Source organism: Armatimonadota bacterium (genome assembly GCA_016223145.1).
In the GTDB taxonomy this organism is placed as follows: Bacteria; Armatimonadota; Fimbriimonadia; order Fimbriimonadales; family Fimbriimonadaceae; genus Nitrosymbiomonas.
The window spans coordinates 221,399-243,596 of record JACRPN010000014.1; the positions used below are offsets into that span (position 1 = coordinate 221,399).

Below are 22,198 nucleotides of genomic sequence, written 5' to 3' on the forward strand. Positions count from 1 at the left end.
CTCTCAGCCAAAATAGCCTCTGTGAGCAAGCGGTGCACCATTGGCGTGGATTTGGGCGGGACCAACGTTCGTGCGCAGGCGATCTTTGAAGACGGGACCGAAGCCGGGCCTCGCGCAGAACGAGGCTCGAACGCCACAGGCGGGGTCGAAGCCGTCGCCAACGCCATTGTCGCGGTCATTCAGGAGGCTCGCGCAGGCTGCCAAGCCGCGCCGGAAGCTGTTGGCATCGCCGTCCCCGGACATGTGGACGACGACGCCGGCATGGTCAAGTGGTCGCCCAATTTCGGGTCCATCGAAAACGGCGTGTTCCAATACTGGACCGACGTGGCCATCCGCGAACCGATCCAGCGGGCGGTGGATCTGCCCATCCGGCTTGGAAACGACGCGAACCTGGCGGCGCTCGGCGAATACCGCTTCGGCTCCGGCAAGGGCAGCGCCAACTGCCTTGTGATTTTCACCATCGGCACGGGCATCGGCGGTGGGGTGGTGCTGGGGCCGAAGTCGCTGCTTGGGAGCGTGTCGGCGCCCGTGGTGTTGGTTGGTGGGAACATGGGCGGCGCGGAGCTTGGCCACACGACCATCCTCGCGGGCGGGCTCGCCTCCACCTCCGGCGCCTATGGCTCCATCGAGGCCTATTGCCAGCGGGATTCCATCGTGCGTCGCGCGGCGTATAGGCTGGTGCGAGGCAAGAAGTCGGTCCTGCAGGACATGACCGGCGGGAACTACGACCTTCTCTCCCCCAAAATGCTCTCCGAGGCCGCCGATCAGGGCGACGCCGTGGCGCAGGAGGTCTGGGCTGAGGTCGGCTTCTACCTTGGACTTGGCATCGGCAACATGATCAACATTTTCGCGCCGGACGTTTTCGCCATCGGCGGCCAGATCGCCAAAGCAGGGAAGTGGCTAATAGAGCCCGCCATCGCCTCGGCGGAGAATGTCGCCATCCCGACGCTCTTCCGAGACGTAAGGATCGTTCAAGCCGAGCTCAGCGACGACGCCGGAGTTCTCGGCGGGGCGGCTTTGGCGCTGCAATCGCGATAGTCCTTTCGACGATTTCCGAGCGCAAGGCGAAGCTGAGGAGCTATGCTCCACACTCAATAGCCCATGACCGATCACCACAACGAGAGCATTCCGGTAGTTGAATCCCCCTATGCCGGCCAGCGGCTGACCTTCTGGCAGCAGATCGCCATTTCGGCGTTCTGGTTTGGGTCCAACGCGATGTGGGGCGCTCTGCTCCTCGTCGTCAACGCCAAAGAACTCGAGTCCATCTCGCCAACGGCGAAGGCGCAGGCGGTCGGCATTCTCGGCGCGGTGGCTCTCATCGCCCTCTTTGTTCCTCTCCTTTTTGGCGCACTGAGCGATCGGTGCGCGCACCGCTGGGGCCGCCGCAGACCCTACATGGTGTACGGTGGCGTTTTGAACCTAATCGGGCTCGGCATGATGTGGTTTGCCGGCGACCTGAAGAGCTACGGGCTGTTTCTGCTGGCCTACGTGGCGGTGCAGTTCGGCAACAACATCGCAACCGCCCCCTACAACGGCCTGATTCCCGACCTCGTGCCCGAGGACCAGCGTGGGAAGGCAAGCGGCTACATGGGTGTCATGAGCCAGGCGGGCACCCTCCTTGGCGCGGCGGTCAGCGGCCCGCTCATGGACGCGGGGATGAAGTGGCAGACCTACGTCTTCCTCGGCGGCGTGCTCTCTGTGTTCATGCTTGGCACGGTGCTGGGGATCAGGGAGACCCCGCTGCCCGCCAAGCCGCCCCCGCTGCACTGGGGCAACTACCTGAGGAGCCTCTGGATCAGCCCAAGGGAATATCCCGACTTCGCCTGGGTTTGGCTCACGAGGTTCCTCGTGATGATGGGCTTTTACTCCATCCAGCCGTTCGCTCAGTACTACCTGGAAGATGTGATCGGCGTGAAGAACCCCGCGACTACGGCGGCCATGTTCTTCGGGATTGTCCTCTTCGCCGCGATGCTGAGCGGCTATTTCGGAGGCGCGATCTCGGACAAAGTGGGCCGGAAGAAGGTGGTCTACGTCGCCAACTCGGTCATCGCGGTTATGGCCGTGGCGCTGATCTTCTGCCACACCATGACCCAGGTGCTCATCGTCGGGGTGATCTTCGGGCTCGGATACGGCGCCTATATTTCGGTGGACTGGGCCCTGGGAACGGACGTCCTCCCAAGCAAGACTTCAGCCGCAAAGGACATGGCGGTGTGGCACATCTCGATGGTCCTGCCGCAATCGCTCACCCAGCCGATCGCCGGGTTCCTGTTGTCGAACTTCGAGAAGGCCCGTGTGCCGGATCCCAAGACGGGCGAAGTCGTGGTCCACTATGCGACCAGCGGCTACGGGTTGCTCTTTGGCCTCTCGGCGGTGTACTTTGCACTCGGTGCGTATCTGCTGCGAAATGTGAAGAAGGCGCGGTAGTAGCGGTTCATTTGCCGGACTCGGCCAGCCTGTAGCCGCATCCCTGCGGGAGAATGGCCCACGCCCGGCCGATCTCGCAATCCTCCAAGAGTGCCTGGAAATCCATGGCTTCGCCGTCGGCAAACCGAATCTCTGCCCCAAGTTCCGAGCAGATCAGCAGCACCGCAGCGATGTCGTAGAGCTTCTCGCGGAATCCGATCAGGCCCCGATACCGCTGGGTGGCCACGAACGCCCCGTCCACGACGAACGAACCTGTGCAGCGCCACTTTCCCGGCCAACGGGCCTCTCGATAGGCTTTGATAACGTACTGCGAGCAGGAAACCAGCTCCTCGCGTTCAATTTCGCCCGGTGGGATAGGCTTGATAGGCTCGCCGTTAAAGGTTGCGCCGCCACCTTTCGTGGCGAGATAGAGCTCCTTGAGTTCCGGCAGAAAGATTCCACCAGCCTGGAGTTCTCCATCCATTAGGTAGGCGGCAGTGACGCCCCAAAGCGGGGAACCGAACGCGAAGTTGCTGGTGCCGTCCACGGGGTCCACGACCCAGAGACCTTGCCCTTCGTCGCGGGCGTAGCCGAACTCCTCTCCCCAGACTGCCGCACCGGGAGTGATTTCCTCGACTCTGCTCCGGAAAAGTCTCTCAACCTCTTGGTCGGCGTTGGTGACCAGGCTCCCGTCGGGCTTCTTGTGAACCTCGAGTTCGTCCCGGCAAAGCTGGGCCAAGGCGCCCGCCTCCCGCAAGAGCGACTCGAAGGCCGAAGGGAACTCGGGAGGTATCACAGCCGATTATGGCAGGGGAGACCCCGTGCCGAACTGCGAGGCACATCCCTCCATCCCTCGCTACCCCCGCACAAGCTCCAGACCTGCAGCTACGGTCGTTTGTTCATTGATCCGTCAGTTCGCAGGTTTGTAGGTCCCGATTCCTCTCCGTTCCCATGTCCTTCTGTCCCTTCGTCCCTATTCCGATCGCAGGCACGGAACCTGCGGCTACGGCCCCTGTAGGGCGGTATGCAGTCCTTTGCGCGGGCAGGCTAAAGCCAGCGGCTCCGGCCCCACCTCCCTTCGTCCCGTGGTCCCTATTCCCCTCACCTCTTCATCTCCATCCTGCCCCCCTTGCCTCGCGCGCGATTTCGTGGTATAACCCTCCCACCCAAGCGGGAATAGCTAAGTGGTAGAGCATCTCGTTGCCAACGAGAGGGTCGCCAGTTCGAATCTGGTTTCCCGCTCCAAATTCGAAGCCCGGCCGAAAGCGCCGGGCTTCCTGCTTTAGTGCAGGGGAAAGTGCTGGACTTCGGCACGGACCGGGCCCCCGGGCACCTCCACAGCCACTGTGCCGCCCGGCTTCGCGACGTCGTTCTTCAGCATCGCGCCCGCGATCCATCCGAACCTTGGAGACCAGGCCGCGCTCGTGACCCTGCCTGCGCCATCTTTCAGGCTGCAGCCTGTCTGAACCTCATCCTCGCAGACAAGCGCCATCCAGGTCTTGTTCGTGTGGCCACGGCTGTGGATGCGCGCGAGCACCTCTTGGCCCACGTAACAACCCTTGGTGTAGCTGACGTTACACTTCTCGAACGCCGGTCCCATTTCGGGTGGCAGGGTCCGGTCGCTCATATCCACACCATAGTTGGGGATGCCTGCTTCGAGTCGAGCCGCGTCCACGACCTGGGCACTCGCCTTGTTATCGAACCATTCAAGAACGGTGAACTCCACTTCCTTGGGAACCCAAATGTCCAAGCCGCCAAATCCGGTGTGATCGGAACCAAGGACGATCCAGTCGGAGGCGAAATCGCCTCCAATCGTGCCAAACGTCTGCGGCCCCTGAAACGAGAGCAGCCTATAGCTGGACGTTAAGTCCCTTGCCGCTACATCCTCCATGACCACCATCGCCTCGGCGCGCTCCAGCACCGCCGAAACGCAGGCCAGCGGCGTTTCCACAAGGGATCGGGCCTCAAGTCTCCAAATGCGGCCCGGGGCGACGATCTGGCCCGTCGGCTTCAGCAGGCAAAAGTCGATGCTCTCGCCAACATCGAGCCCCCGCAGGTCGTTGCTGACCTGGCCCTGAAGCCAATCGAGGTGGTCGTCGCCAGTGAGCTCGATCAGTCCGGGCTGCAGCGCGCCAAGATCGCATAAGGCGCACCCGGTGGAAAGCTTCACGTACTCTTGCTCGAACTCTGCACGATTCTGCACGGTTCATTCTACGCCCGTGTCGGTCGGATTTGAGGGGTAGGCTAAGGCATGAGCCATCGCCGGGGAAGCACGCCGATCTTCGATGGTGGCGTCTTGCTGCTGTTGGCGGGCCTGGGTCTGCTCTTCGGAATCGGACGGAACGAAGTGCGGCGGTTTGAGCGTGCCGCCGCCGCCGAGATCGCATCGAAGCTAACTGGCCCAAACAAGAAGGTGGTGGTGCGCTCAGAGCTCAATGGGCCCATCGACGGCCCCCTTGGCAACCTCAAATCCGCAACGATCCGAGCCTCACACTTTGAATCAGACGGTCTTCCGCTCTTCACCGAGCCGGAACGCTCCAAGCGCGGCGTGCTGCAGACCCTGAACCTCATCCTGGACGATTTCACGTTGTGCGGGCTCAGGGTCGAGCACCTGGAAGCCTCTATTCCTGACTGCCGATTCGATTACGACCTCGCAATCAAGAAGCGCCAGATCCGCCTCAGCCAGAGCGGGATCGGCACCGGCAGGGTTCGCTTGCGAGAGCAGGATCTCGAGGCCTATATCCCCAAGAAGCTCGCTGAGGTAAGGCGGGTGTCTCTGAAGCTTGACCGTGGCTATGCCTTCGTCGAGGGGTTCGGCGAGTTCCTGGTGGTCCAAACCCAGTTTGAGGTCATCGCAAAGCTGGCCATCGCGGACAAGTCCAAGATCGTGCTCACAGACGCAAAGGTGTTTTTCGACGGACGGTCGGCGGACGAATACAGCAAGAAGGCGATCCTGGACGCACTGAACCCGGTGATCGACCTCGACAAAGACCTGAAGCTGCACGGCGCGGTTGAGCTTGAGCGTCTGGAGCTGGACCGGGGCATTTTGGAGGCTTGGGGAACAACCAAGATTCCGGTTAGGCCGTTGGAGTGAGGGATATGGCGTTAGGGCATTAGCGCATTAGGGCATTAGGGCATTGAGGCATTAGGGCATTGAGCCCATGCCAGGATTGCCCGCCTTGCAGCAAAATGACCATGATGAAGACCATCCGCTGGGGCATTCTCGGTCCGGGATCCATTGCCAACCAATTCGCCGCGGGCATCCAACTCGCACCGAACGCCGTCTTGGGCGCCGCAGGCTCCCGAGACAAGGCCAAGGCCCAAGCTTTCTGCGACAAGTTCGGCGGCGGAACGGCACACGGCAGCTACGAGGCCCTGGTTGCCGACCCCGACGTGGACGCCATCTATGTGGCAACCCCCCACGACTTCCATTGTGAGCACACCCTCCTGGCGCTCGAAGCGGGTAAGCCGGTGCTCTGCGAAAAGCCGGTCGCGATCAACGCAGCACAGGCCCGAAAGATGGTCGCCAAAGCCGACGAGAAGGGCCTCTTCTTCATGGAGGGCATGTGGACCCGGTTCTTCCCCGTGATGGCGCGCTTGCGCGAGTGGGTAAGGGAAGGAAGGATCGGAAACGTGCTCACCATCACCGCCGACTTCGGTTTCCGGGCGTCCTTCAACCCCCAGAGCAGGCTCTTCGACCCTGCCCGGGGGGGTGGCGCCTTGCTTGACGTGGGCATCTATCCGGTTTCCTTCGCCTCGATGCTGATGGGCAAGCCGGAACGCATCGCCAGCGCCATGGTCCCGGCCGAGAACGGCGTAGATGCCCAGTCCGCAGCGATCCTGATCAAAGGCCACACGATGGCGGTCCTCTACACGGCAGTGGAAGCTACAACCCCCTGGGAGGCCGTCGTCATCGGCGAAAAGGGGCGCATCACGGTCGCAACGCCCTTCTGGAAGCCCTCGATTGCGGTGCTCAAGGAAGGCGACAACGAGCCGGAGATTTTCGAGTCTCCCTTTGAAGGTCCTGGATTCCAGTACGAAGTGGAAGAGGCCTCCAGGCTGATTGCCGAAGGCTGTACCCAGTCCGACATCATTCCCCACACGGAGTCCATCTCGATCATGGAGACCCTGGACGCGATGCGCGCCCAGTGGGGCCTTCGCTATCCCATGGAATGAGGGTTCCCAAGCTGGAAACCTAAAGTTATTCCATGTCTTGCCAAGAATCTCCCATGTAGATTTGCAGGATTTCTGTCCGCAGGGATGCGGGCGCCTGCCAGGGGAGATCGATCAGTGGCTCTGAGAATCAACTCGAACGTTTCGGCGATGAACGCCTTGCGCAACCTCCAGGGGACGCAGGACACCCTGGGTAGCGTAGTCGAAAGGCTGAGCACCGGCCTGAGGATCAATACGGCATCCGATGATCCCGCCGGCCTCATCATCAGCGAGAACATGCGCACCCAGCTCAAGGGCATCGAGCAGGCCATCCGCAACAGCCAGGACGCGGTGAACATGTCGAAAACAGCCGAAGGAGCGCTCGACGAGGTTCAGCTTCTTCTGCGCAACATCCGAGCGCTCGCGGTGCACTCTGCCAATGCCGCAGTGGTCGATTCGGCGACTCTGCAGGCCAACCAGACCCAGATTCGCTCCACGATCGATTCCATCAACCGAATCGCCGAACACACCCAGTTCGGGCAGAAGAAGCTGCTCGACGGCTCTGCGGGCATACTCGCGAACATCACGTCGGTCGACGACGTGTCAAGCATCTTTGTGGGCGGCACCTTCGCCGGCGTCAACGGCCATACGTTCTCAAGCAACGGCACCGAGACGCTCCAGCAGCTTGTCACCAAGATCAACGCCTTGGCCAGCACGACCGGCGTGACCGCCGCGATCACGGGTTCGGGACCGGTTTCGGTCCAGCTCACGCAGGTTGATTACGGCGCGCAGCACAGCATTCAATTCTTCGATGCTTCGAGCATCCTGCACACCAGCTCCAGCGCGAGCAGCACGGGCGTGGACGCTGTGTTCAACGTGGCGGTTACGACCGTCGCAGGAGTGACCACGGTGCCGTTCACGGGCGGCCGAGGTCCGGGTGAATCCGGTCTGAAGCTGATGGATAACTACGGAAACACCATCCAGGTGACCGAAGGCGGCAACGCTTCGATGACTTCGGCAACCAACGTCGGCCAGGTCACGGCGGGCTCTGTGCGGTTCCAAATTGGAGGCAACTCCAACCAAGCGGCACAGTTCTCTATGCCTGTGGTCTTTGCGAACCGGCTCGGAACGAGCGCAGTAACCGGGATGTCCTTGGCAGATCTCGACGTCACGACCCAATCGGGCGCCCAGAACGCAATGCGCATCATCGACGACGCGATCGAGCAGCTTTCGCAGCTTCGAGGCAGCCTGGGCTCGTTCCAAAAGAACTTCCTGGAGTCGAACATCCGCTCGCTCAGCGTGGCCCAAGAGAACATGACCTCCTCAGAGAGCCAAGTCCGCGACGCCGACATGGCCGAGGAGATCACAGCCATGACCAGGCTCCAGATCCTGAATCAGAGCGGCATGGCCGTCCTGGCCCAGGCAAACCAAATGCCGAAGGGAGTCCTGCAATTGCTGCAGGGATAGGAAAGAGGATTGATGAGATGAAGGGATGAAGGACTCGTAGCCGCAGGTTCCGTGCCTGCGCGAGATAAATGGACTGGTAGCCGCAGGTTCCGTGCCTGCGCGTGAACGAGAAACAAACGCATCTACGCACCTACGAACCTACCAACCTACCAACCTACGAACCTACGAAACGACTTACGCACTGACGCAACCGCACATCCCCGCGATAGACGGGGTGGCAACTCCTCCTTCTCGGTGGCCCCGCTTCACACAGCGGGGCTTTTTTTTGTTGGGAGCAGGAAGCGCATGAGGGCACAGTGCGGTGGCCGATTCTCCATCTTCGAGGACCGAAGGAGTTAACGCGCGCGGTCTCTTGCTCCAAGTCCGCCGGCTTTCTGCTGGTTTCACACCAAGGTCATCGTCTCAGCCGGGCACTCCACCATCTCGTAGGGCAGCACGGTGGTCACTCGGACAATGAAGTCATGAAACTCCTGCATGAAATTCCTTAGGAACGCCTCGGTCGATGGGTTCGAAACTTCGCCTTCGGCAGTGATGAGGTCTGGCGTAAAGGTGATGTAGGCCTCGGGCGAGTTCATTTGCGGTGAATTGAGGAAGCTCAGAACGCTGCGAAGGCTCTGCTGTGCAACGGCGGTGCCGATGGAGCCTGGAGAAGCCCCAATCACGGCTGAGGGCTTCTTGGCGAAGGAGTTCGTTCCCCACGGCCGGCTGGCCCAATCGATCGCATTCTTCAGTGCGCCCGGGATAGAGCGGTTGTATTCCGGCGTGACAAAGAGTATTGCGTGGGCCTTGCCGACGGCATCTTTGAGAGCCCTGGCTTCGGGCGGAAATGCGCTATCGAAATCGCTGCTGTAGAGGGGGAGATCTCTGATTTGAATCTCCTCGAATTCCAGGCCCTGTGGAGCCAGGTTGATCAGCGCTCCCGCAAGTCTTCGATTGATCGAGTTCGAGGCGAGGCTGCCGACGAAGTAGCCCACTTTGTATGTCGTCATTCTTTGTTCTCCTTCCTGCACATTCTCTATGACGCCGGACCAAGCCTCATCCATACCCGGCCCTCGGTCTGGTCCGGTCGCAGACTCGTCATGTGGGGCTTCTCTCGGGCGAGCGTGTCGCCCGCCCGAGAGCCATAAGGTAGGGCCTGATGGGATCAGGCTTTTCTGGCAGTGCGCTTTCGGCGCAAAACAACCAAGCCTACGGTTGCCCCGAGTGCAAGGATGCTTGCGGGCTCCGGTACGGGACCGAATTGTGCTGATAGCAGGTCGTTGTTGTCGTTCTGGCCACCGGTTGAAGACCCAAATCCTACGAACGCCTTACCTGATGTAAAGGCGACGGTGGAGCTTGCGTCGTAGTTTGTCTGTAGCACAGTGGCGCCGTCGAGAGTTACATTCCAGTCGTGCGTAACGCCATCGTATCGGATGTGCGCTGCCCAAGGCTGATCGCGGGATATCCCGCTGAAGTTGTGGTTGGATATAGTGGTCTTCACGCCATTGGCGTCCGTCGCCCAGAGAGCCACTTCATTCCAGAAACTCCTGAAGACGACAGCGACGGTATTGGGGATTCCCACGACCGACATGTTGCCGCCGTCCATACCCATCTGGTTGGAATCGATATTCTGGAATGCAAAGGCAATTCCATCCGCGCCGTTGCTGAACGTACCGTCGAACGACCGGAACACAAAGTCGGCCGTGAATCCACCTTCAACGTCTTGGGGTGTGGTTACCCAGGCGTTACCCGCCTTGTTGTTTTCTGTCGGCGTCAGTCGAATCATGTTGCTGAACTGCACAGCAGAGCCCACAAGGTTCAGGCCGGCTGTGGATGAGAAATCGGTGAATGTGAAGCTGGCATGGGCCGCGGTGGCGCAGGCCAACACGGCCAGCGATGCGTAGCGTTTGGTATACATTGGGATCCTCCTCGGAAACAAATCAATCATTGGAGTCGGGTCGCGCCAAGGGCGAACAGAAGCTGACGGTTGGCAATCCGGCAGGGCCAGTCCGAGGCCTGAAAGGAGCGATCCCCACAAGCCTCAATCACGGGCAGTCTTCTAAAAGCACGCCACCACGGCACATCGGGTCGAGGGTCACCGCGGCCAGTGCGATGACCCAGGGACTGGAAACTATCTCGACATCAGCACTTCGCTAACACCATGCAAGATGCCGTTACTGGTGTGGATGTTCGTGATTGTAAAGCTCGCGTTGCCGACCAATCCATGCCCATTCACGTTGCGGGTGTAGAGGTGGCCACCGTCCACTGCCGGCAGACTGCGGGCGCGAACGGCTTGCTCCGCCGACCAACTGCCTCGAACGATGTGGTGCAGCAAGAACTGCCTGAGCCGCGACTTGTTGCCGTGAATCTGCTCCAGCAGACCTTCTGGCATCGCCCTGAACGCGTCGTCAGTGGGCGCAAATACCGTGAACGGTCCGCCGTCCTTGAGTGTAAACGTCAGATCGGCGTCCCGAACCAGCATAAGAAAGGTATCGAACTGGTGAACCGACATCACGGTGTCGATGAGGTCGCGGCTCGAATTCGATTGTGTTTTGGGGGCCGTAGCTCCCAGCACAGCGCAAGCGAGTGCTGCGCCAATAAGAAGGCTCTTAAGGCTGTACATTTTCGATTCTCCTTGGCATCCGCCAAGAGTCGTCAGGAGAGTGGGATCAGCTGGCGAGGCAAACTAGTTGCCGCCCGTTGTCCCGCCTCCAGTGGTTCCGCCGCCGGAAGAACCGGCTGCGCCGGCTGCTCCGGCTGAACCCGCAGCACCGGAAGCTCCCTGGCTTCCCTGTGATCCTGTTGCGCCCTGAGCACCGGTTGCACCGGGTGCGCCGGCTGGGCCGGCAGGCCCCGGGGCGACAATAACGTTGTCTCGCGCGGGTGGTGACTGCTGTGGCGCCCACACGGCGAAATAGAGAATGGTGGCTGCTACGGCGATGCCGATCAGAACGAGAACAACGGCAGTCAGCGAGCGGGAATCTGCTCGATCTTCTGCGTAGGACATGAGTTACCTCCAAAGGGGTCCGATTGCCCATCCGGAGCGATAGTCGGTCTCTATTGCCTAGCGCTCAAACCACGATGGAGCCTTCAAACGGCCTGGATACATGTTCATTCTCCAGGAATTGCCGGTCTTGTCACAAGTCCGGCAATCGCTGTCCGTGAAAGGAAGGACGGCCTTGTTGGGACAGTTGCGGCCAAGAAGTTTGGGCCACAGGATAGGATGCATTTGTGATCGCCTAGCCCTCTTCGTTCTTGGCCTCTTGCCTACGCAGTATCCGGCAACGAAAGCTCCAGGAGCTTCGGCATAGAAGGTGCGGCTCCGTGCCGAGTGACCGAGATGGCGGCTGTATGGTTTGCGAAATGAGCCGCCGCTCGCAACGGTTCACCTAGAACGAGCCTTGAGGCAAGGGCGCCAACGAAGCAGTCGCCAGCGCCAGTGCTATCCACGGCCGTTACCTTTTCGCCGGGTACCTTGAAATCGCCTTGCGGACCTGAGCATGCTGCTCCGGCGGCGCCCAAAGTGACGATCACGGCCTGCTCGGGTCTCTTCCTCAGTCGCGCGGCGGCCTGAATGGGTGATAAAGCAGAGCCTGCGCCGAGGTAGTACGCCGCTTCCGTCTCATTGAGCACCAGGACATCGGGCAGATCCAGGAAGTCGAGCGGCACGGCCGGCGCCGGCGAGAGGATCGTCTTCGCTCCAGCCTCCCGGCCTCGCTGTAGGAAGGCGCGAATCGTCGGCAACGGAATCTCGAGGACAGTGGCCAATACGTCGCCCGAACCGAAGTCGGGGCACGCGGCCTCTTCAGGCGTCAGCAAACCGTTCGCGCCAGGAATCACTACGATCGAGTTCTCGCCGGACTCCGCCACACCGATGATGGCCGTGCCGGTACCCGCTGCCTCTGAACGTGAAACATGGCGCAAATCGACCCCCTCAGAGGCGGCAAAGGCGGAGAGCTGCTCGCCGAAGGCGTCCTTTCCCAGCTTGCCGATCATCCGCACATCGGCTCCCAGCCTCGCCGCCGCGACGGCGGGATTCAGGCCCTTTCCTCCCGGGAAGAAGCCAACGCGATGGCCCGTGATCGTTTCACCTGGCAAGGGCAGACGCGGCGCGAACGCCACCACGTCCATATTCATGCTCCCCGCGACGTAGACGATGCCCATGAGTCGAGATTAGCCCATCGGCTTCTTTTGACACTTCCGGAACTGGCACCTCGTGGGAAGCGCCCCGCGACGTATACTCCGTCCTTACCGTGCAGTACGGATTCGTCATCGACCAGGACAAGTGCATCGGCTGCCATGCCTGCACCACCGCCTGCAAGCAGGAGAACGGGGTGCCCCTCGGCAGCTTCCGCACCTGGGTCAAGTACGTCGAGAAGGGCACGTACCCTCAGGTCAAACGGCACTTTCTGGTCCAGCGCTGCAACCAGTGCAGCAAGCCGCCCTGTGTGGACATCTGCCCGGTGGGCGCGCTCTCCAAGCGCGGCGACGGCATCGTTGATGTGGATCGCGACGCCTGCATCGGATGCCGCGCCTGCATGCAGGCTTGCCCGTATGACGCGCTCTATTTGAACGAAGACCTCGGCGCGGTGGAGAAGTGCCACTTCTGCGCGCATCGGGTCGAAGTTGGCCTTGCGCCCGCCTGTGTCAATGTCTGCCCGGTGGGAGCGATCATCCCTGGCGACTTCCACGATCCCGAATCCAGGGTCTCGCTCATCCGCCGCGAGTCGATGCTTCGCGCAAGGCGCGTCGAGCAGAAAACCGGGCCCAACGTCTGGTACATCGGTGCGGACTCGGCCACGCTCGAACCGGGGGAAGCCACGCCAGAGGAGATGTTTCTCTGGAGCGACCGGCCCGGCTGGAAGCCGGAGGTCGTGGACGAGGCACAAGGTCCGAGGTCCGAGGTCCGAGGGGGATCGGTATCTGTTGAAGGGATGATGGGATTAAGGGATGAGGGTTCAAGCTCCCTACTTTCAGGTCCATCTTCCCAGAGCCCCAGACCTCGGACCTCGGACCTCGGACCTTCAACCGGCTCCCTCGAGGCCCTCAACGCCGAGCACAAGATCGAATGGGGCTGGCCCGTCGCGCTATATCTGGTGACCAAAGGTATCGCCGGCGGTGTGGCGATGGTTGCGCCGTTCTTGTCGCTATTCGGTCTGGATCAAGGCATGCCGTGGTGGTTTCCTGAAGCGACGTCGCTGGCGTTCGTGCTGGTGACCGTCGCGCTGCTCATCGAGGACCTTAAGAAGCCGAAGCACTTCTACAAGCTGTTCACGAGGCCAAACTGGAAGAGCTGGCTGGTCAAGGGTGGGATCGTGCTCACGGCGTTTGGGGGTGTTTCTGCGCTGATCTTGGCGGCGGGCCTGTTCGGTCAGACAGCTCCGACGGGTCTGACAGAGAGCTTGAGGTGGCTGAACGCCCTCCTGGGCGCGGCAACCGCGGGCTACACGGCGTTTCTTTTCGCTCAGTGCAAAGGGAGAGACCTCTGGGAGAGCCGCATGCTGCTGCCGCACCTGTTGATCCAAGCCTGGTTCTGCGGGGTGGTTGTGTTGATGCCTTTTGCGTCCTCAGACCTTTGGCCGATTGTGCTTCTAATGGCTCCGCTGGCGATGCACTTTGGGTTCGTTCACCACGATTTGCACCGGACGGATACGAACAATGCGCGCCAGGCCTCACGGTATCTGGCAACGGCGCGAATCGGGGCCGGCACAGCAATGGCTGCCTCGGCGATGCTGCTGGTGGTGGGGGTCATGGTCGGATTTCTCGCGCCGGCAGTGGCGTTTGTTCCGGTACTGATCGGTCTGTTTCTCTATGAGCAAGCATATGTCCGCGCGGGTCAATTGCCGCCCCTGTCGTAGTGCTGGAGCGCCGCGTTCGCGGGAGCCTATGGAGCGCCCTTTGAGTGACAATCCCGTCCTCCGTCTGAACCCGCGGGTTCATCGCAAGGCAAGCGAACTAAGCCCGTCAGAGCACCACTTCAAACGTGGCCTTGCCTCGCTTTGGAGCGGCCTTCATCCAGCCCCATTCCCTTTGACCTGAAATTGTCGGCGGAACCCTCAGCGCGAACCCCTTGAGCTTCTCCGCAGAAGGACCCGAAAGCGAAGCGGTGACCCGCGATTTGCCTTTCTCCGGTGTGACCCAGAGGTCTAGCTTCCCAAACGCCGTCGGAAGACGCTTGACCCCCCATGGCTTCTTCGACGTCCACCATCGATCCGGTACCGCCGGCAGAAGTTGAAGCACTCCTGTAGGAAGGTCGTCGTGGTCGGTCTCCTCGAACGCCAACATCCGCCGCAGGTACAGCAGCGTCACCCCGACGCCCGCGCTGCAGGGTTCGGTCGAAAGGCCCCATCGTTCCTCCTGGTCGGCATGCTGCTTCTTCATCGCGGCATCGTCGAGCAGGAGCGGAGTTACCTCCGGGGAGGTGCCGTAGACCGGGTCCATCGATAGCCCTATCTGCCCATAGACCCCCAGCAGGAACCCCCGGCGGTCTCCCTTGCGAAGGAGCGTAGCCAATCGGCCGTAGCCGTATTCCGCATCAATTCCGGCCACCTTTTCGGGGCTGAATCGCGGCACGCCACATTGGATCCTGCCGGTGGAGAGCATGAAGCTCTCGATGTCCTTGAACTCGGGGCTGTCGGGCTCGAAGATGCCGTTCTCCAAGATCATCGGAGCGAAGAGCTGATAGTATTCCGGGCTGGGGAGGGTGGTTCGGGTCTCCTCCAGGCTCAACGGATAGAAGCCCCTGGTCCTGCCCTTCGCCTTGCCGAAAGCCGATCGGATCCGCTTGCGATAGGCAGCCGCCTCGGTCCGGTGGAGCCCGGTGTTCTGGATGCCGAGGGCGTCGAGCGCGAGCTGCGTATCCCTGAGCCCCCTCCAGCAGCATGCGTTGGGCCAGAGTGCGTGCGCAGGCTGGCCCAGATCGCCGCCATAGTTGTATTCCGCCAATAGGCCGTTCTGGGTCTTGCTGGTCTGGTCCATGGTCCAAAGGGCCGCCGATTGAAGATGGGGCAGACATTCTTTCAGGAACTTCTTGTCGCCGGTGGTCTGGTACATCCACCACGCGTACTTGCCCAAGTTGCCGTTGCGATACTGGTGATGGCGGTCGCTTTTGTCGATGAACTCCTTGGTCAGGAACGTCCCGCGGAAGATCCGTTCTGCGTCATCCTTGAGTCCCCATTCAGCCAGTGCGAGCGTGGCCCAGCCCTCCTCGGGTCCGAAGAAGCTGTTGTCATAGACGCTGGGGAACGCTCCGTAGACCATCCGGTCGCCCTCCGCCGTGATGAGAAGCTGGGCGAGCAGTTTCCAGACAAGGGTGTCCATTTGGGGGTCGGGTACCGAGTATTCGGGAACATCCTTCCATCGTGCAGACCACTCGTTCTCGCATTCCGCCTGCTGGTAACGGTTCTTCCGATCGGCCCTCTTGCCTGGATCAAGCGGCAAGACGAGCGTCCACTCGGGGAAGGCGTTGCCTTTCATCATGACCTTGGGCAGTTGAAGCAGGTCCTTGGCCCAGTCCAGGCCGTCGGAAGGCGTCAAGGTCGCGGCGTCATCCAGAACTGCCAGTGATAACTGTCCGGGCAGGACGACTTCTCCCTGCTGAAGCCGAAGCACATCGGCCGATCGCTTTGGCTTCTGGGAGGCGTCTTGCCACAGGTTCGGAAGCGCGTCGAGGATCGCAATGCGAACCTGAGGACGCGCCTCTCCTTCGCCTCTGGCCTCCAGATGGAGGATCAGCGTTCCGTTCGGCCCACCTTGCGATGCCACCCACACCGTTTGATGAAATCCAACTTTCTCCACAGAACTCCAGTGGCTCACAACCGGCCAGAAACGGTGCATCTCTCGGCCCTTTGAGGCAAACAACGGTTTTCCGTCTTGCTCCACTCGCAGCCACAGCTTTTTCGCACCCTCCAGGGGCACGAGAACGGCGCCTTCGGGGGTCACCGCAACCTCCAACTTGGCGAATGGCAAACCCAGCACAGCCTTGCCCGAGAAGGGCCGGCCCCATTTCCAGATCGCCTCGAAGGAGGGGTCTTTGTCGCCCAGCCGAGCGGCGAAGAGGTCCTCTTTGGCGGTGTAGGTGTCGGCGGGAGTGATAGGCTTTTGGGCGGCCATGAGCAGAATCCAGGATAGAAGCACAGAGACGGATTCGACGTCTGCCATGCACTTCCTTTGACCGGGGGTAGTCTAGCGGTCTTGAAGCCATGCCTGATCAGCCCATGACCACCACCCCGCTCGCCTCGTTCCCGCCGGAGGACCGCTGGGACGATTGGGCCGAGCTCGATCCCGCGGCCTGGCCCAAGCGCGTCGAGCGCCACTACGCGCTGATCCCGACGATTTGCTTCAACTGCGAGGCGGCCTGTGGTCTGATGGCCTATGTCGACAAGGAGACGGGCCAGATCCAGAAGCTCGAAGGGAACCCTCACCATCCGGGTTCACGGGGGAAGAACTGCGCTAAAGGGCCGGCGACGCTCAACCAGATCAACGATCCGAACCGGATTCTCTACCCACTGAAGCGGGTTGGCTCGCGGGGCTCCGGAAGCTGGGCAAGAGTGAGTTGGGATGAGGTGCTGGACGTTTTTGCGGCGAAGATCAGGGCGGCGATCCTTGAAGGGCGCAAGACCGAGGTGATGTACCACGTGGGGCGGCCAGGCGAGGACGGCTATGTGAACCGGGTTCTTCAGAGCTGGGGCGTCGACGGCCACAACAGCCACACCAATGTCTGTTCGGCCTCGGCGCGCGTGGGGTATGCGCTTTGGACGGGCTCCGACCGCCCGAGCCCCGATCACGCCAACGCGAAGTTCATCTTGATGCTGTCGGCGCACCTGGAGACCGGGCATTACTTCAACCCGCATGCCCAGAGGATCATGGAAGGGAAGACGGCCGGGGCGAAGGTCTGCGTGATCGACATCCGGCTCTCGAACACCGCAAGCAAGGCCGATTGGTGGCTTTCGCCTTGGCCAGGGACCGAGGCGATGCTGTTGCTGGCCATGGCTCACGTGATCCTGGAAGAAGGGCTCTACAACCGTGAGTTTATCGAGAAGTGGGTGAACTGGGAGGAGACGCTGGGGTTTCTTCTGAGCACGTCCGACGGGTCGGGCAAGTCGGACCTGTCCGATATTTCTTGCCAGGGATTTGATGGCTTCCTAAAGGCTCTTCGCGCGCACTATGCCTCCTACACTCCGGAAGCAGCCGAAGCCGAGACGAGCGTCCCCGCCGAAACCATCCGCGAGATCGCTCGCGAGATCGCCAAAGCGGGCAGCGCCTTCGCGTCCCACGTATGGCGCAACACCGCGGCAGGGAATCTGGGCGGCTGGCAGGTGGCGCGGAGCCTTCAATTCCTGAGTGTGCTGGTGGGCTCGATCGGCACCAAAGGGGGCACGAACCTCCACTCGGACAACAAGTTCGTCCCGGCGCCATTCTCGAAGCCCGACCCGTCGGACGTCTGGAACGAGCTTCTGTATCCCAAGGAGTTTCCCCTCGCCTACCACGAGCTCTCCTACCTCTTGCCGCACATGCTCCTGGAGGGCAGGGGCAAGCTTGCGGCCTACTTCACTCGGGTTTACAACCCGGTCTGGACCAATCCGGACGGCATGGTATGGGACAAGGTGTTGCGCGATGGGAGCCTGGTGGAACTGCACGCCGCATTGACGCCCACCTGGAGTGAGACCGCCCAACTGGCCGACTATGTGCTCCCCATGGGCCATGGCGCGGAACGCCACGACTTGATGAGCCAAGAGACCCACGCCGGGAAGTGGATCGGGTTCCGTCAGCCGGTGCAAAGGGTGCTTCGCGAGCGGAACGGCGAGCAAGTGAATTTCAGCCACGAAAGCAACCCGGGTGAGGTCTGGGAGGAAGCGGAGTTTTGGATCGAGCTCTCGTGGAGGATTGACCCGGACGGTTCGTTGGGGATTCGAAAGCACTTTGAGTCGCCCTATCGGCCCGATGAGAAGATCTCCCTCAGGGAATACTACTCCTGGATCTTTGAGAACTCCGTGCCTGGGTTACCGGAGGCCGCTGCAGCCAAGGGGCTCACGCCCTATGAGTACATGAGCCGTTACGGGGCGTTTGAGGTGGCCAAAGAGGCCTATGGGTCTTATCTGAAAAGCTCTGCGCCTGCGACGTGCTCGTCGGGCCCGTCCGACAGGTCCGACATGTCGGACGAGTCAGACAGCACCCCTGAGCCACCCCCGATCGGCTTCAAAACCCCCTCCAAGAAGCTCGAACTGTTCTCCCCCACCATGGCAGCTTGGGGTTGGCCGGACCAGGCGATGCCTGGCTACGTGAAGAGCCAGGTTCACCGCGACAACTTGGCGTCGAACGGCGGCTTCGTCCTCGTGCCGACCTTCCGTCTGCCCACGCTCGTTCACACGCGTTCGGCGAACGCCAAGTGGCTCTACGAGCTTTCCAATTCAAACCCAGTTTGGATCAACTCAAAGGACGCCGCTTCTTTGGGGGTGAAGACTGGTGACTTAGTGCGCGTCTCGACTCGAATCGGGCACTTTGTGAACAAGGCTTGGGTTACCGAAGGGATCCGACCCGGCGTTGTCGCCTGCTCCCACCACTTGGGAAGGTGGCGGCTCGAACAAGCCGTTGCCCATGCCGACTCGCACCAGCCGGTACTCCGGGGCGCCGATCCTCAAGCCGCTCCGACGGTGGTGCAAGAAGAAGTGAGTCCAGGCGTGATTCGGTTCCGCCGTGTTTCGGACATTGCGCCGTACGAGAGCGCAGACCCCGACACCCAGCGCATTTGGTGGACAGACGGCGGCGTGCACCAGAACTTGGCCTTCTGCGTACAGCCCGACCCTGTTTCGGGGCAGCATTGCTGGCATCAGGCGGTGACGGTGCGAAAAGCCGATCCGGAAGATGCCTACGGAGACATCGTGGTAGACACCAACAGAAGCCTGGAGGTCTACCAGGAATGGATGGGCCGGACCAAGCCTGCGCCAGGTCCTGGAGGGCTGAGGCGGCCCTTGTGGATGGACCGCGTCTGCCGCCCAAGGGACTCTGCTTTTGTTATCGAATAGCTGCGCTCTTGGTCCGAATGCGGGCGGGCCCATGGTCCCGCGTTCCGAACCCTACCCAATTCATGGCGTCCAGGCATAGCATGAAAGCACTCGTCTCCCTCATGGTTCTTGGTACAGTCTGCCTGGGTTTCGTAACCGCGTCAGGCTTTCAAAGGGGCGGGGTCTTCCAACGCCAGCAGCTACCCGGCTTTCGGCAGCGAAGCCCCTTCATGGCAAATGGCTTGCCGATCAGCTTGAAGGTGGACGGCGTTGAGCGCACGGCGCTCGTTTTCGCACCCGCTAACGCCAAAGGAACTTCAAGTCCGCTCGTGTTTTGCTGGCATGGGCATGGCGGCGGCTCGCGTCAAGCCTCGATGAGCTTTCGGATCCACAAAGAGTGGCCGGAAGCCGTAGTCGTCTACCCGCAAGGGCTCCCTACGAAGGGAAAGACCGACCCCGAAGGCAAGAAGCCAGGGTGGCAGCAGGGCCCGAACGATGAGGGCGGGCGTGATCTGAAGTACTTCGATGCCTTGCTATCGCACCTCAAGAGGGCCTACAAGATCGACGCCAAGCGCATCTTCACGATGGGCCACTCCAATGGCGGCAGGTTCACCTATCTGCTGTGGGCCGAGCGCGGCGACGTGTTTGCCGCCTACGGTCCCAGCGGGAGCCCCGCGATCGGGCTTGGACGGACCTTCAAGCCGGCATCTGCTTTCCACGTTGCCGGCGAGAAGGACCAGATTGTGCCGTTCGCTGGACAGAAGCTGACCATCGAGGGGATCAAGATGCTCGACGGAATCGGCGGCTCAGACAAGGGAGAAAGCGACGGCTATGTCACCACCTATAGGGGTTCTGGGGGCCTGGAGCTGGTGACCTACATCCATCCTGGCGGCCACAACTATCCGGCCCAGGTCCCGGCCTTGTTGGTGCAGTTCTTCAAGCGGCGCGAAAGAGGCAAGTAGCCGGAGCGCATCTCACAAGCATGAGTGTCGCCCAATCAGGGCTCGGCGGGTTCGGGAGCTTTCTCCCCAGGGGCTTGCGCCCTTCGCTGCAAGAGGCGGGCCCGCAGGGCCTGCCACTACGGCTCCTGGAGCGATTCAGATGGCCGTTTGGGGCTTCTGCCTGACAAGAGTGCCGGTTTAGTGCCAGTACTTTATACGGTTCTTGGTCACAACTTCCACCTTTTGGCGAATAGTGGGACCGTCTACGCGTCGCTTGGCTACACCTGAACATGGGGTGTCCGGCGCGCCACTGCATGGCCTGGATGGGTCCATGGGGAGAGTGTGACAATGGCATTCTTTGGTAGGCCGATTGGCCGAGAACTGGTGGTCTTGGGAGTTTGGGGCGCGCTCTCGTGCGCTGCGTTCGCTCAATTCAACCCGCCAAGCTGGTATTGGCTCAACAGTAACGACAACTCACGATACGGCTACGGATTCAACACGTTTGGGGACCCGTTTACCCCCGACTACTTGCACAACCCGTTTTTGCCCGGCGGTCCGGCGGACGTGCAGATTCAGGGGGATGTCGTTCAAGGGTTTGACTTTGGGAGCGGGAGCTTCGCGATGTGCGTGGAAGCCAGCCACACCGGAGTCATTACGTTCACCTTCGCCAACGCGGCGCGGCCGAACTGGGAGAAGCACGTTTGGTTCCAGGTGGACTTCAAAGAGAACCCACCGCAGAGCGATGTCTCCGCAGGCCTCTTTGCCAATGGCGGGCAGGTGAGCTTTTCGGAGACGGTGGAAACGCTTGGGGGAGGGTGGTTCCGATCCACTTGTGAAGCGGTCATCCGCCCGCAGCCGGACCACGAGCAGCTCATCTTCTTCTTGAATGGCGGCTCGGACGGCGTCTGTATCGACAACTTGCACTTTGGGACGATCTGCGTTCCCGTGCCCGAGCCTGGGTCGCTGGCCGTGCTGGGTCTTGGGGCTGCGGTGCTCTTGAAGCGAAGTCGAGCCTAAACGCGTTCGGTGTCTGCTTCAGCCCCTGGGCTCACCTCTCCCAGGGGCTCTCTTTTCATGCTGGACAGTCCTGCTCTTTTGCCTCGACGGGTCAGGCTAGACGGACGCTCAAGAATGTATGCTTTTCGGCATGAGCGACACCCCGCAAAGGCTCCCGCTCGGTCCTGGTCCGAGCCCCGTTCCCCCTCGCGTCCTGCAAGCGATTGCGAAACCCACGGTCGGGCATCTCGACCCGATCTGCCTCGAGGTGATGGACGGCGTTCGCACCAAGCTCCGAACCGCCTTCAAGACCAAAAACGAGATGACTTTGGCCGTCAGCGGAACGGGTTCCGCCGGCATGGAGTGCGCCCTTGTCAACCTCATCGAGCCTGGGGACAGCGTGCTGATCTGCACGAACGGCTATTTCGGCGAGCGCATGGCGGAGATCGCCTCGCGATGCCAGTGCGACCTTCATCGACTGGATGTCGAATGGGGCGAGCCGATCTTGCAGGACCAAGTTCTCGCTGAGGCCAAACGGGTCAACGCGAAGGTGGTCGGGATTGTCCATGGTGAAACCTCTACCGGAATTCATAACCCGATCAAGGACCTCGGGCACAAGGTCCATGAGCTCGGAGCGCTCCTCCTGGTGGACTGCGTGGCGACGCTCGGCGGCATGGAAGTGGATACAGATGCTTGGGGGCTGGACGCGGTCTACTCAGGCTCGCAGAAGTGCCTTTCCGCGCCTCCCGGTTTGGCGCCGATGACCGTGTCTCCACGAGCGATCGAAAAACTTGAAGCGCGGAAGACGAAGGTCCAGAGCTGGTATCTCGACCTGACGGAGGTCAAGCATTACTGGGGTGAGGACCGGTTCTACCACCACACCGCGCCGGTGAACATGCTCTACGCGCTGGATGAGGCGCTGAACATCGTTCTTGAAGAGGGAGTTGACAGTAGGGTCCAGCGCCACACCGACATGCATCTGCTCTTGAAGGCAGGGCTGGACGCCATGGGACTCAAGTATGCGAGCCCGGAGGGCTATCACATGACCTGCGTCAACGCGGTGCGGGTCCCGGAGGGCGCGGACGATTTGAAGGTTCGAAAGGCGTTCATGAGCGACTATGGCATCGAAATAGGCGCGGGGTTGGGCAAGTTCAAAGGCAAGGCCTGGCGCTTTGGCCTGATGGGCCACGGCGCGCAACGGCGCAATGTTGCCCTGATTCTTGCAGCCCTTGATGACCTCCTGAAGAGGTAAACCCT

The 22,198-nt window shown here is 61.2% G+C and carries 18 protein-coding genes and 1 tRNA gene; 11 read left to right on the plus strand and 8 right to left on the minus strand.

Annotation, left to right across the window (positions count from 1 at the left end; translation table 11 throughout):
- Window positions 1-21: 21 nt before the first annotated feature.
- Together HZC36_13545 and HZC36_13550 are read left to right on the plus strand one after the other, a co-directional pair.
- Window positions 22-1,038 (plus strand): ROK family protein, encoded by a 1,017-nt coding sequence (locus HZC36_13545; GenBank protein ID MBI5708001.1) that lies wholly within the window; start codon window positions 22-24, stop codon window positions 1,036-1,038.
- 63 nt (window positions 1,039-1,101) lie between these two features.
- A complete protein-coding gene (locus HZC36_13550) occupies window positions 1,102-2,424 on the plus strand; it encodes an MFS transporter (protein ID MBI5708002.1) in 1,323 nt (440 codons plus the stop codon).
- Between the two features lie 7 nt (window positions 2,425-2,431).
- Here HZC36_13550 and HZC36_13555 read toward each other — a convergent pair whose 3' ends face one another.
- Window positions 2,432-3,199, minus strand: a complete 768-nt coding sequence (locus tag HZC36_13555) for an inositol monophosphatase family protein (protein ID MBI5708003.1) — start codon at window positions 3,197-3,199, stop codon at window positions 2,432-2,434.
- Between the two features lie 374 nt (window positions 3,200-3,573).
- On the opposite strand from HZC36_13555, the gene HZC36_13560 reads away from it, so the two are divergent.
- Window positions 3,574-3,648, plus strand: a tRNA-Gly gene (locus HZC36_13560).
- Window positions 3,649-3,685: 37 nt separating this feature from the next.
- Here HZC36_13560 and HZC36_13565 read toward each other — a convergent pair.
- Window positions 3,686-4,606 carry a hypothetical protein gene (locus tag HZC36_13565; protein ID MBI5708004.1) on the minus strand — a complete coding sequence of 307 codons (921 nt, stop codon included), beginning with the start codon at window positions 4,604-4,606 and terminating at the stop codon, window positions 3,686-3,688.
- Between the two features lie 48 nt (window positions 4,607-4,654).
- Between HZC36_13565 and HZC36_13570 the strand changes: the two genes are divergently transcribed.
- The 3 genes from HZC36_13570 to HZC36_13580 all read left to right on the plus strand — a co-directional run bounded on the left by HZC36_13570 (window position 4,655) and on the right by HZC36_13580 (window position 8,022).
- Window positions 4,655-5,497 (plus strand): LmeA family phospholipid-binding protein, encoded by an 843-nt coding sequence (locus HZC36_13570; protein MBI5708005.1) that lies wholly within the window; start codon window positions 4,655-4,657, stop codon window positions 5,495-5,497.
- A 95-nt stretch (window positions 5,498-5,592) separates the two neighbouring features.
- A complete protein-coding gene (locus HZC36_13575) occupies window positions 5,593-6,579 on the plus strand; it encodes a Gfo/Idh/MocA family oxidoreductase (protein MBI5708006.1) in 987 nt (328 codons plus the stop codon).
- A gap of 114 nt (window positions 6,580-6,693) precedes the next feature.
- Window positions 6,694-8,022: a hypothetical protein gene (locus HZC36_13580; protein ID MBI5708007.1), complete on the plus strand. Its 1,329-nt coding sequence runs from the start codon at window positions 6,694-6,696 to the stop codon at window positions 8,020-8,022.
- Window positions 8,023-8,405: 383 nt separating this feature from the next.
- Here the strand turns inward: HZC36_13580 and HZC36_13585 are convergent, their stop codons facing one another.
- The 5 genes from HZC36_13585 to HZC36_13605 all read right to left on the minus strand — a co-directional run bounded on the left by HZC36_13585 (window position 8,406) and on the right by HZC36_13605 (window position 12,165).
- A complete protein-coding gene (locus HZC36_13585; protein ID MBI5708008.1) occupies window positions 8,406-9,011 on the minus strand; it encodes an NAD(P)H-dependent oxidoreductase in 606 nt (201 codons plus the stop codon).
- 155 nt (window positions 9,012-9,166) lie between these two features.
- Window positions 9,167-9,919, minus strand: coding sequence for a PEP-CTERM sorting domain-containing protein (locus HZC36_13590; protein ID MBI5708009.1), 753 nt, complete (start codon window positions 9,917-9,919; stop codon window positions 9,167-9,169).
- 213 nt (window positions 9,920-10,132) lie between these two features.
- Window positions 10,133-10,624 (minus strand): fasciclin domain-containing protein, encoded by a 492-nt coding sequence (locus HZC36_13595; protein ID MBI5708010.1) that lies wholly within the window; start codon window positions 10,622-10,624, stop codon window positions 10,133-10,135.
- 63 nt (window positions 10,625-10,687) lie between these two features.
- On the minus strand, window positions 10,688-11,008 hold the full coding sequence (locus HZC36_13600; protein MBI5708011.1) for a hypothetical protein: 321 nt from the start codon (window positions 11,006-11,008) through the stop codon (window positions 10,688-10,690).
- Between the two features lie 260 nt (window positions 11,009-11,268).
- Window positions 11,269-12,165 (minus strand): ribokinase, encoded by an 897-nt coding sequence (locus HZC36_13605; protein MBI5708012.1) that lies wholly within the window; start codon window positions 12,163-12,165, stop codon window positions 11,269-11,271.
- An 89-nt stretch (window positions 12,166-12,254) separates the two neighbouring features.
- Between HZC36_13605 and nrfD the strand changes: the two genes are divergently transcribed.
- Window positions 12,255-13,859: a polysulfide reductase NrfD gene (gene nrfD, locus HZC36_13610; GenBank protein ID MBI5708013.1), complete on the plus strand. Its 1,605-nt coding sequence runs from the start codon at window positions 12,255-12,257 to the stop codon at window positions 13,857-13,859.
- 106 nt (window positions 13,860-13,965) lie between these two features.
- On the opposite strand, the gene HZC36_13615 is transcribed toward nrfD, so the two are convergent.
- Window positions 13,966-16,161, minus strand: coding sequence for a hypothetical protein (locus HZC36_13615; GenBank protein ID MBI5708014.1), 2,196 nt, complete (start codon window positions 16,159-16,161; stop codon window positions 13,966-13,968).
- Between the two features lie 41 nt (window positions 16,162-16,202).
- On the opposite strand from HZC36_13615, the gene HZC36_13620 reads away from it, so the two are divergent.
- The 4 genes from HZC36_13620 (at window position 16,203) to HZC36_13635 (ending at window position 22,193) form a co-directional block, all read left to right on the plus strand.
- Window positions 16,203-19,025: a molybdopterin-dependent oxidoreductase gene (locus HZC36_13620; GenBank protein ID MBI5708015.1), complete on the plus strand. Its 2,823-nt coding sequence runs from the start codon at window positions 16,203-16,205 to the stop codon at window positions 19,023-19,025.
- Between the two features lie 80 nt (window positions 19,026-19,105).
- Complete coding sequence (locus tag HZC36_13625) at window positions 19,106-19,966, plus strand: esterase (GenBank protein MBI5708016.1); 861 nt, start codon at window positions 19,106-19,108, stop codon at window positions 19,964-19,966.
- A 327-nt stretch (window positions 19,967-20,293) separates the two neighbouring features.
- Entirely contained in the window at window positions 20,294-20,962 is a 669-nt protein-coding gene (locus HZC36_13630) for a PEP-CTERM sorting domain-containing protein (GenBank protein MBI5708017.1), read from the plus strand.
- Window positions 20,963-21,080: 118 nt separating this feature from the next.
- Window positions 21,081-22,193, plus strand: a complete 1,113-nt coding sequence (locus HZC36_13635) for an alanine--glyoxylate aminotransferase family protein (protein ID MBI5708018.1) — start codon at window positions 21,081-21,083, stop codon at window positions 22,191-22,193.
- The last annotated feature ends 5 nt before the right edge of the window (window positions 22,194-22,198 follow it).

Bases quoted from the DNA above. Each gene is read 5' to 3' on its own strand.
- HZC36_13550 (MBI5708002.1), top strand. From the start codon at position 1,102: ATGACCGATCACCACAACGAGAGCATTCCGGTAGTTGAATCCCCCTAT.
- HZC36_13570 (MBI5708005.1), top strand. From the start codon at position 4,655: ATGAGCCATCGCCGGGGAAGCACGCCGATCTTCGATGGTGGCGTCTTG.
- HZC36_13575 (MBI5708006.1), top strand. From the start codon at position 5,593: ATGACCATGATGAAGACCATCCGCTGGGGCATTCTCGGTCCGGGATCC.
- HZC36_13585 (MBI5708008.1), bottom strand. From the start codon at position 9,011: ATGACGACATACAAAGTGGGCTACTTCGTCGGCAGCCTCGCCTCGAAC.
- HZC36_13590 (MBI5708009.1), bottom strand. From the start codon at position 9,919: ATGTATACCAAACGCTACGCATCGCTGGCCGTGTTGGCCTGCGCCACC.
- HZC36_13595 (MBI5708010.1), bottom strand. From the start codon at position 10,624: ATGTACAGCCTTAAGAGCCTTCTTATTGGCGCAGCACTCGCTTGCGCT.
- HZC36_13600 (MBI5708011.1), bottom strand. From the start codon at position 11,008: ATGTCCTACGCAGAAGATCGAGCAGATTCCCGCTCGCTGACTGCCGTT.
- HZC36_13605 (MBI5708012.1), bottom strand. From the start codon at position 12,165: ATGGGCATCGTCTACGTCGCGGGGAGCATGAATATGGACGTGGTGGCG.
- HZC36_13615 (MBI5708014.1), bottom strand. From the start codon at position 16,161: ATGGCAGACGTCGAATCCGTCTCTGTGCTTCTATCCTGGATTCTGCTC.
- HZC36_13620 (MBI5708015.1), top strand. From the start codon at position 16,203: ATGCCTGATCAGCCCATGACCACCACCCCGCTCGCCTCGTTCCCGCCG.
- HZC36_13625 (MBI5708016.1), top strand. From the start codon at position 19,106: ATGAAAGCACTCGTCTCCCTCATGGTTCTTGGTACAGTCTGCCTGGGT.
- HZC36_13630 (MBI5708017.1), top strand. From the start codon at position 20,294: ATGGCATTCTTTGGTAGGCCGATTGGCCGAGAACTGGTGGTCTTGGGA.
- HZC36_13635 (MBI5708018.1), top strand. From the start codon at position 21,081: ATGCTTTTCGGCATGAGCGACACCCCGCAAAGGCTCCCGCTCGGTCCT.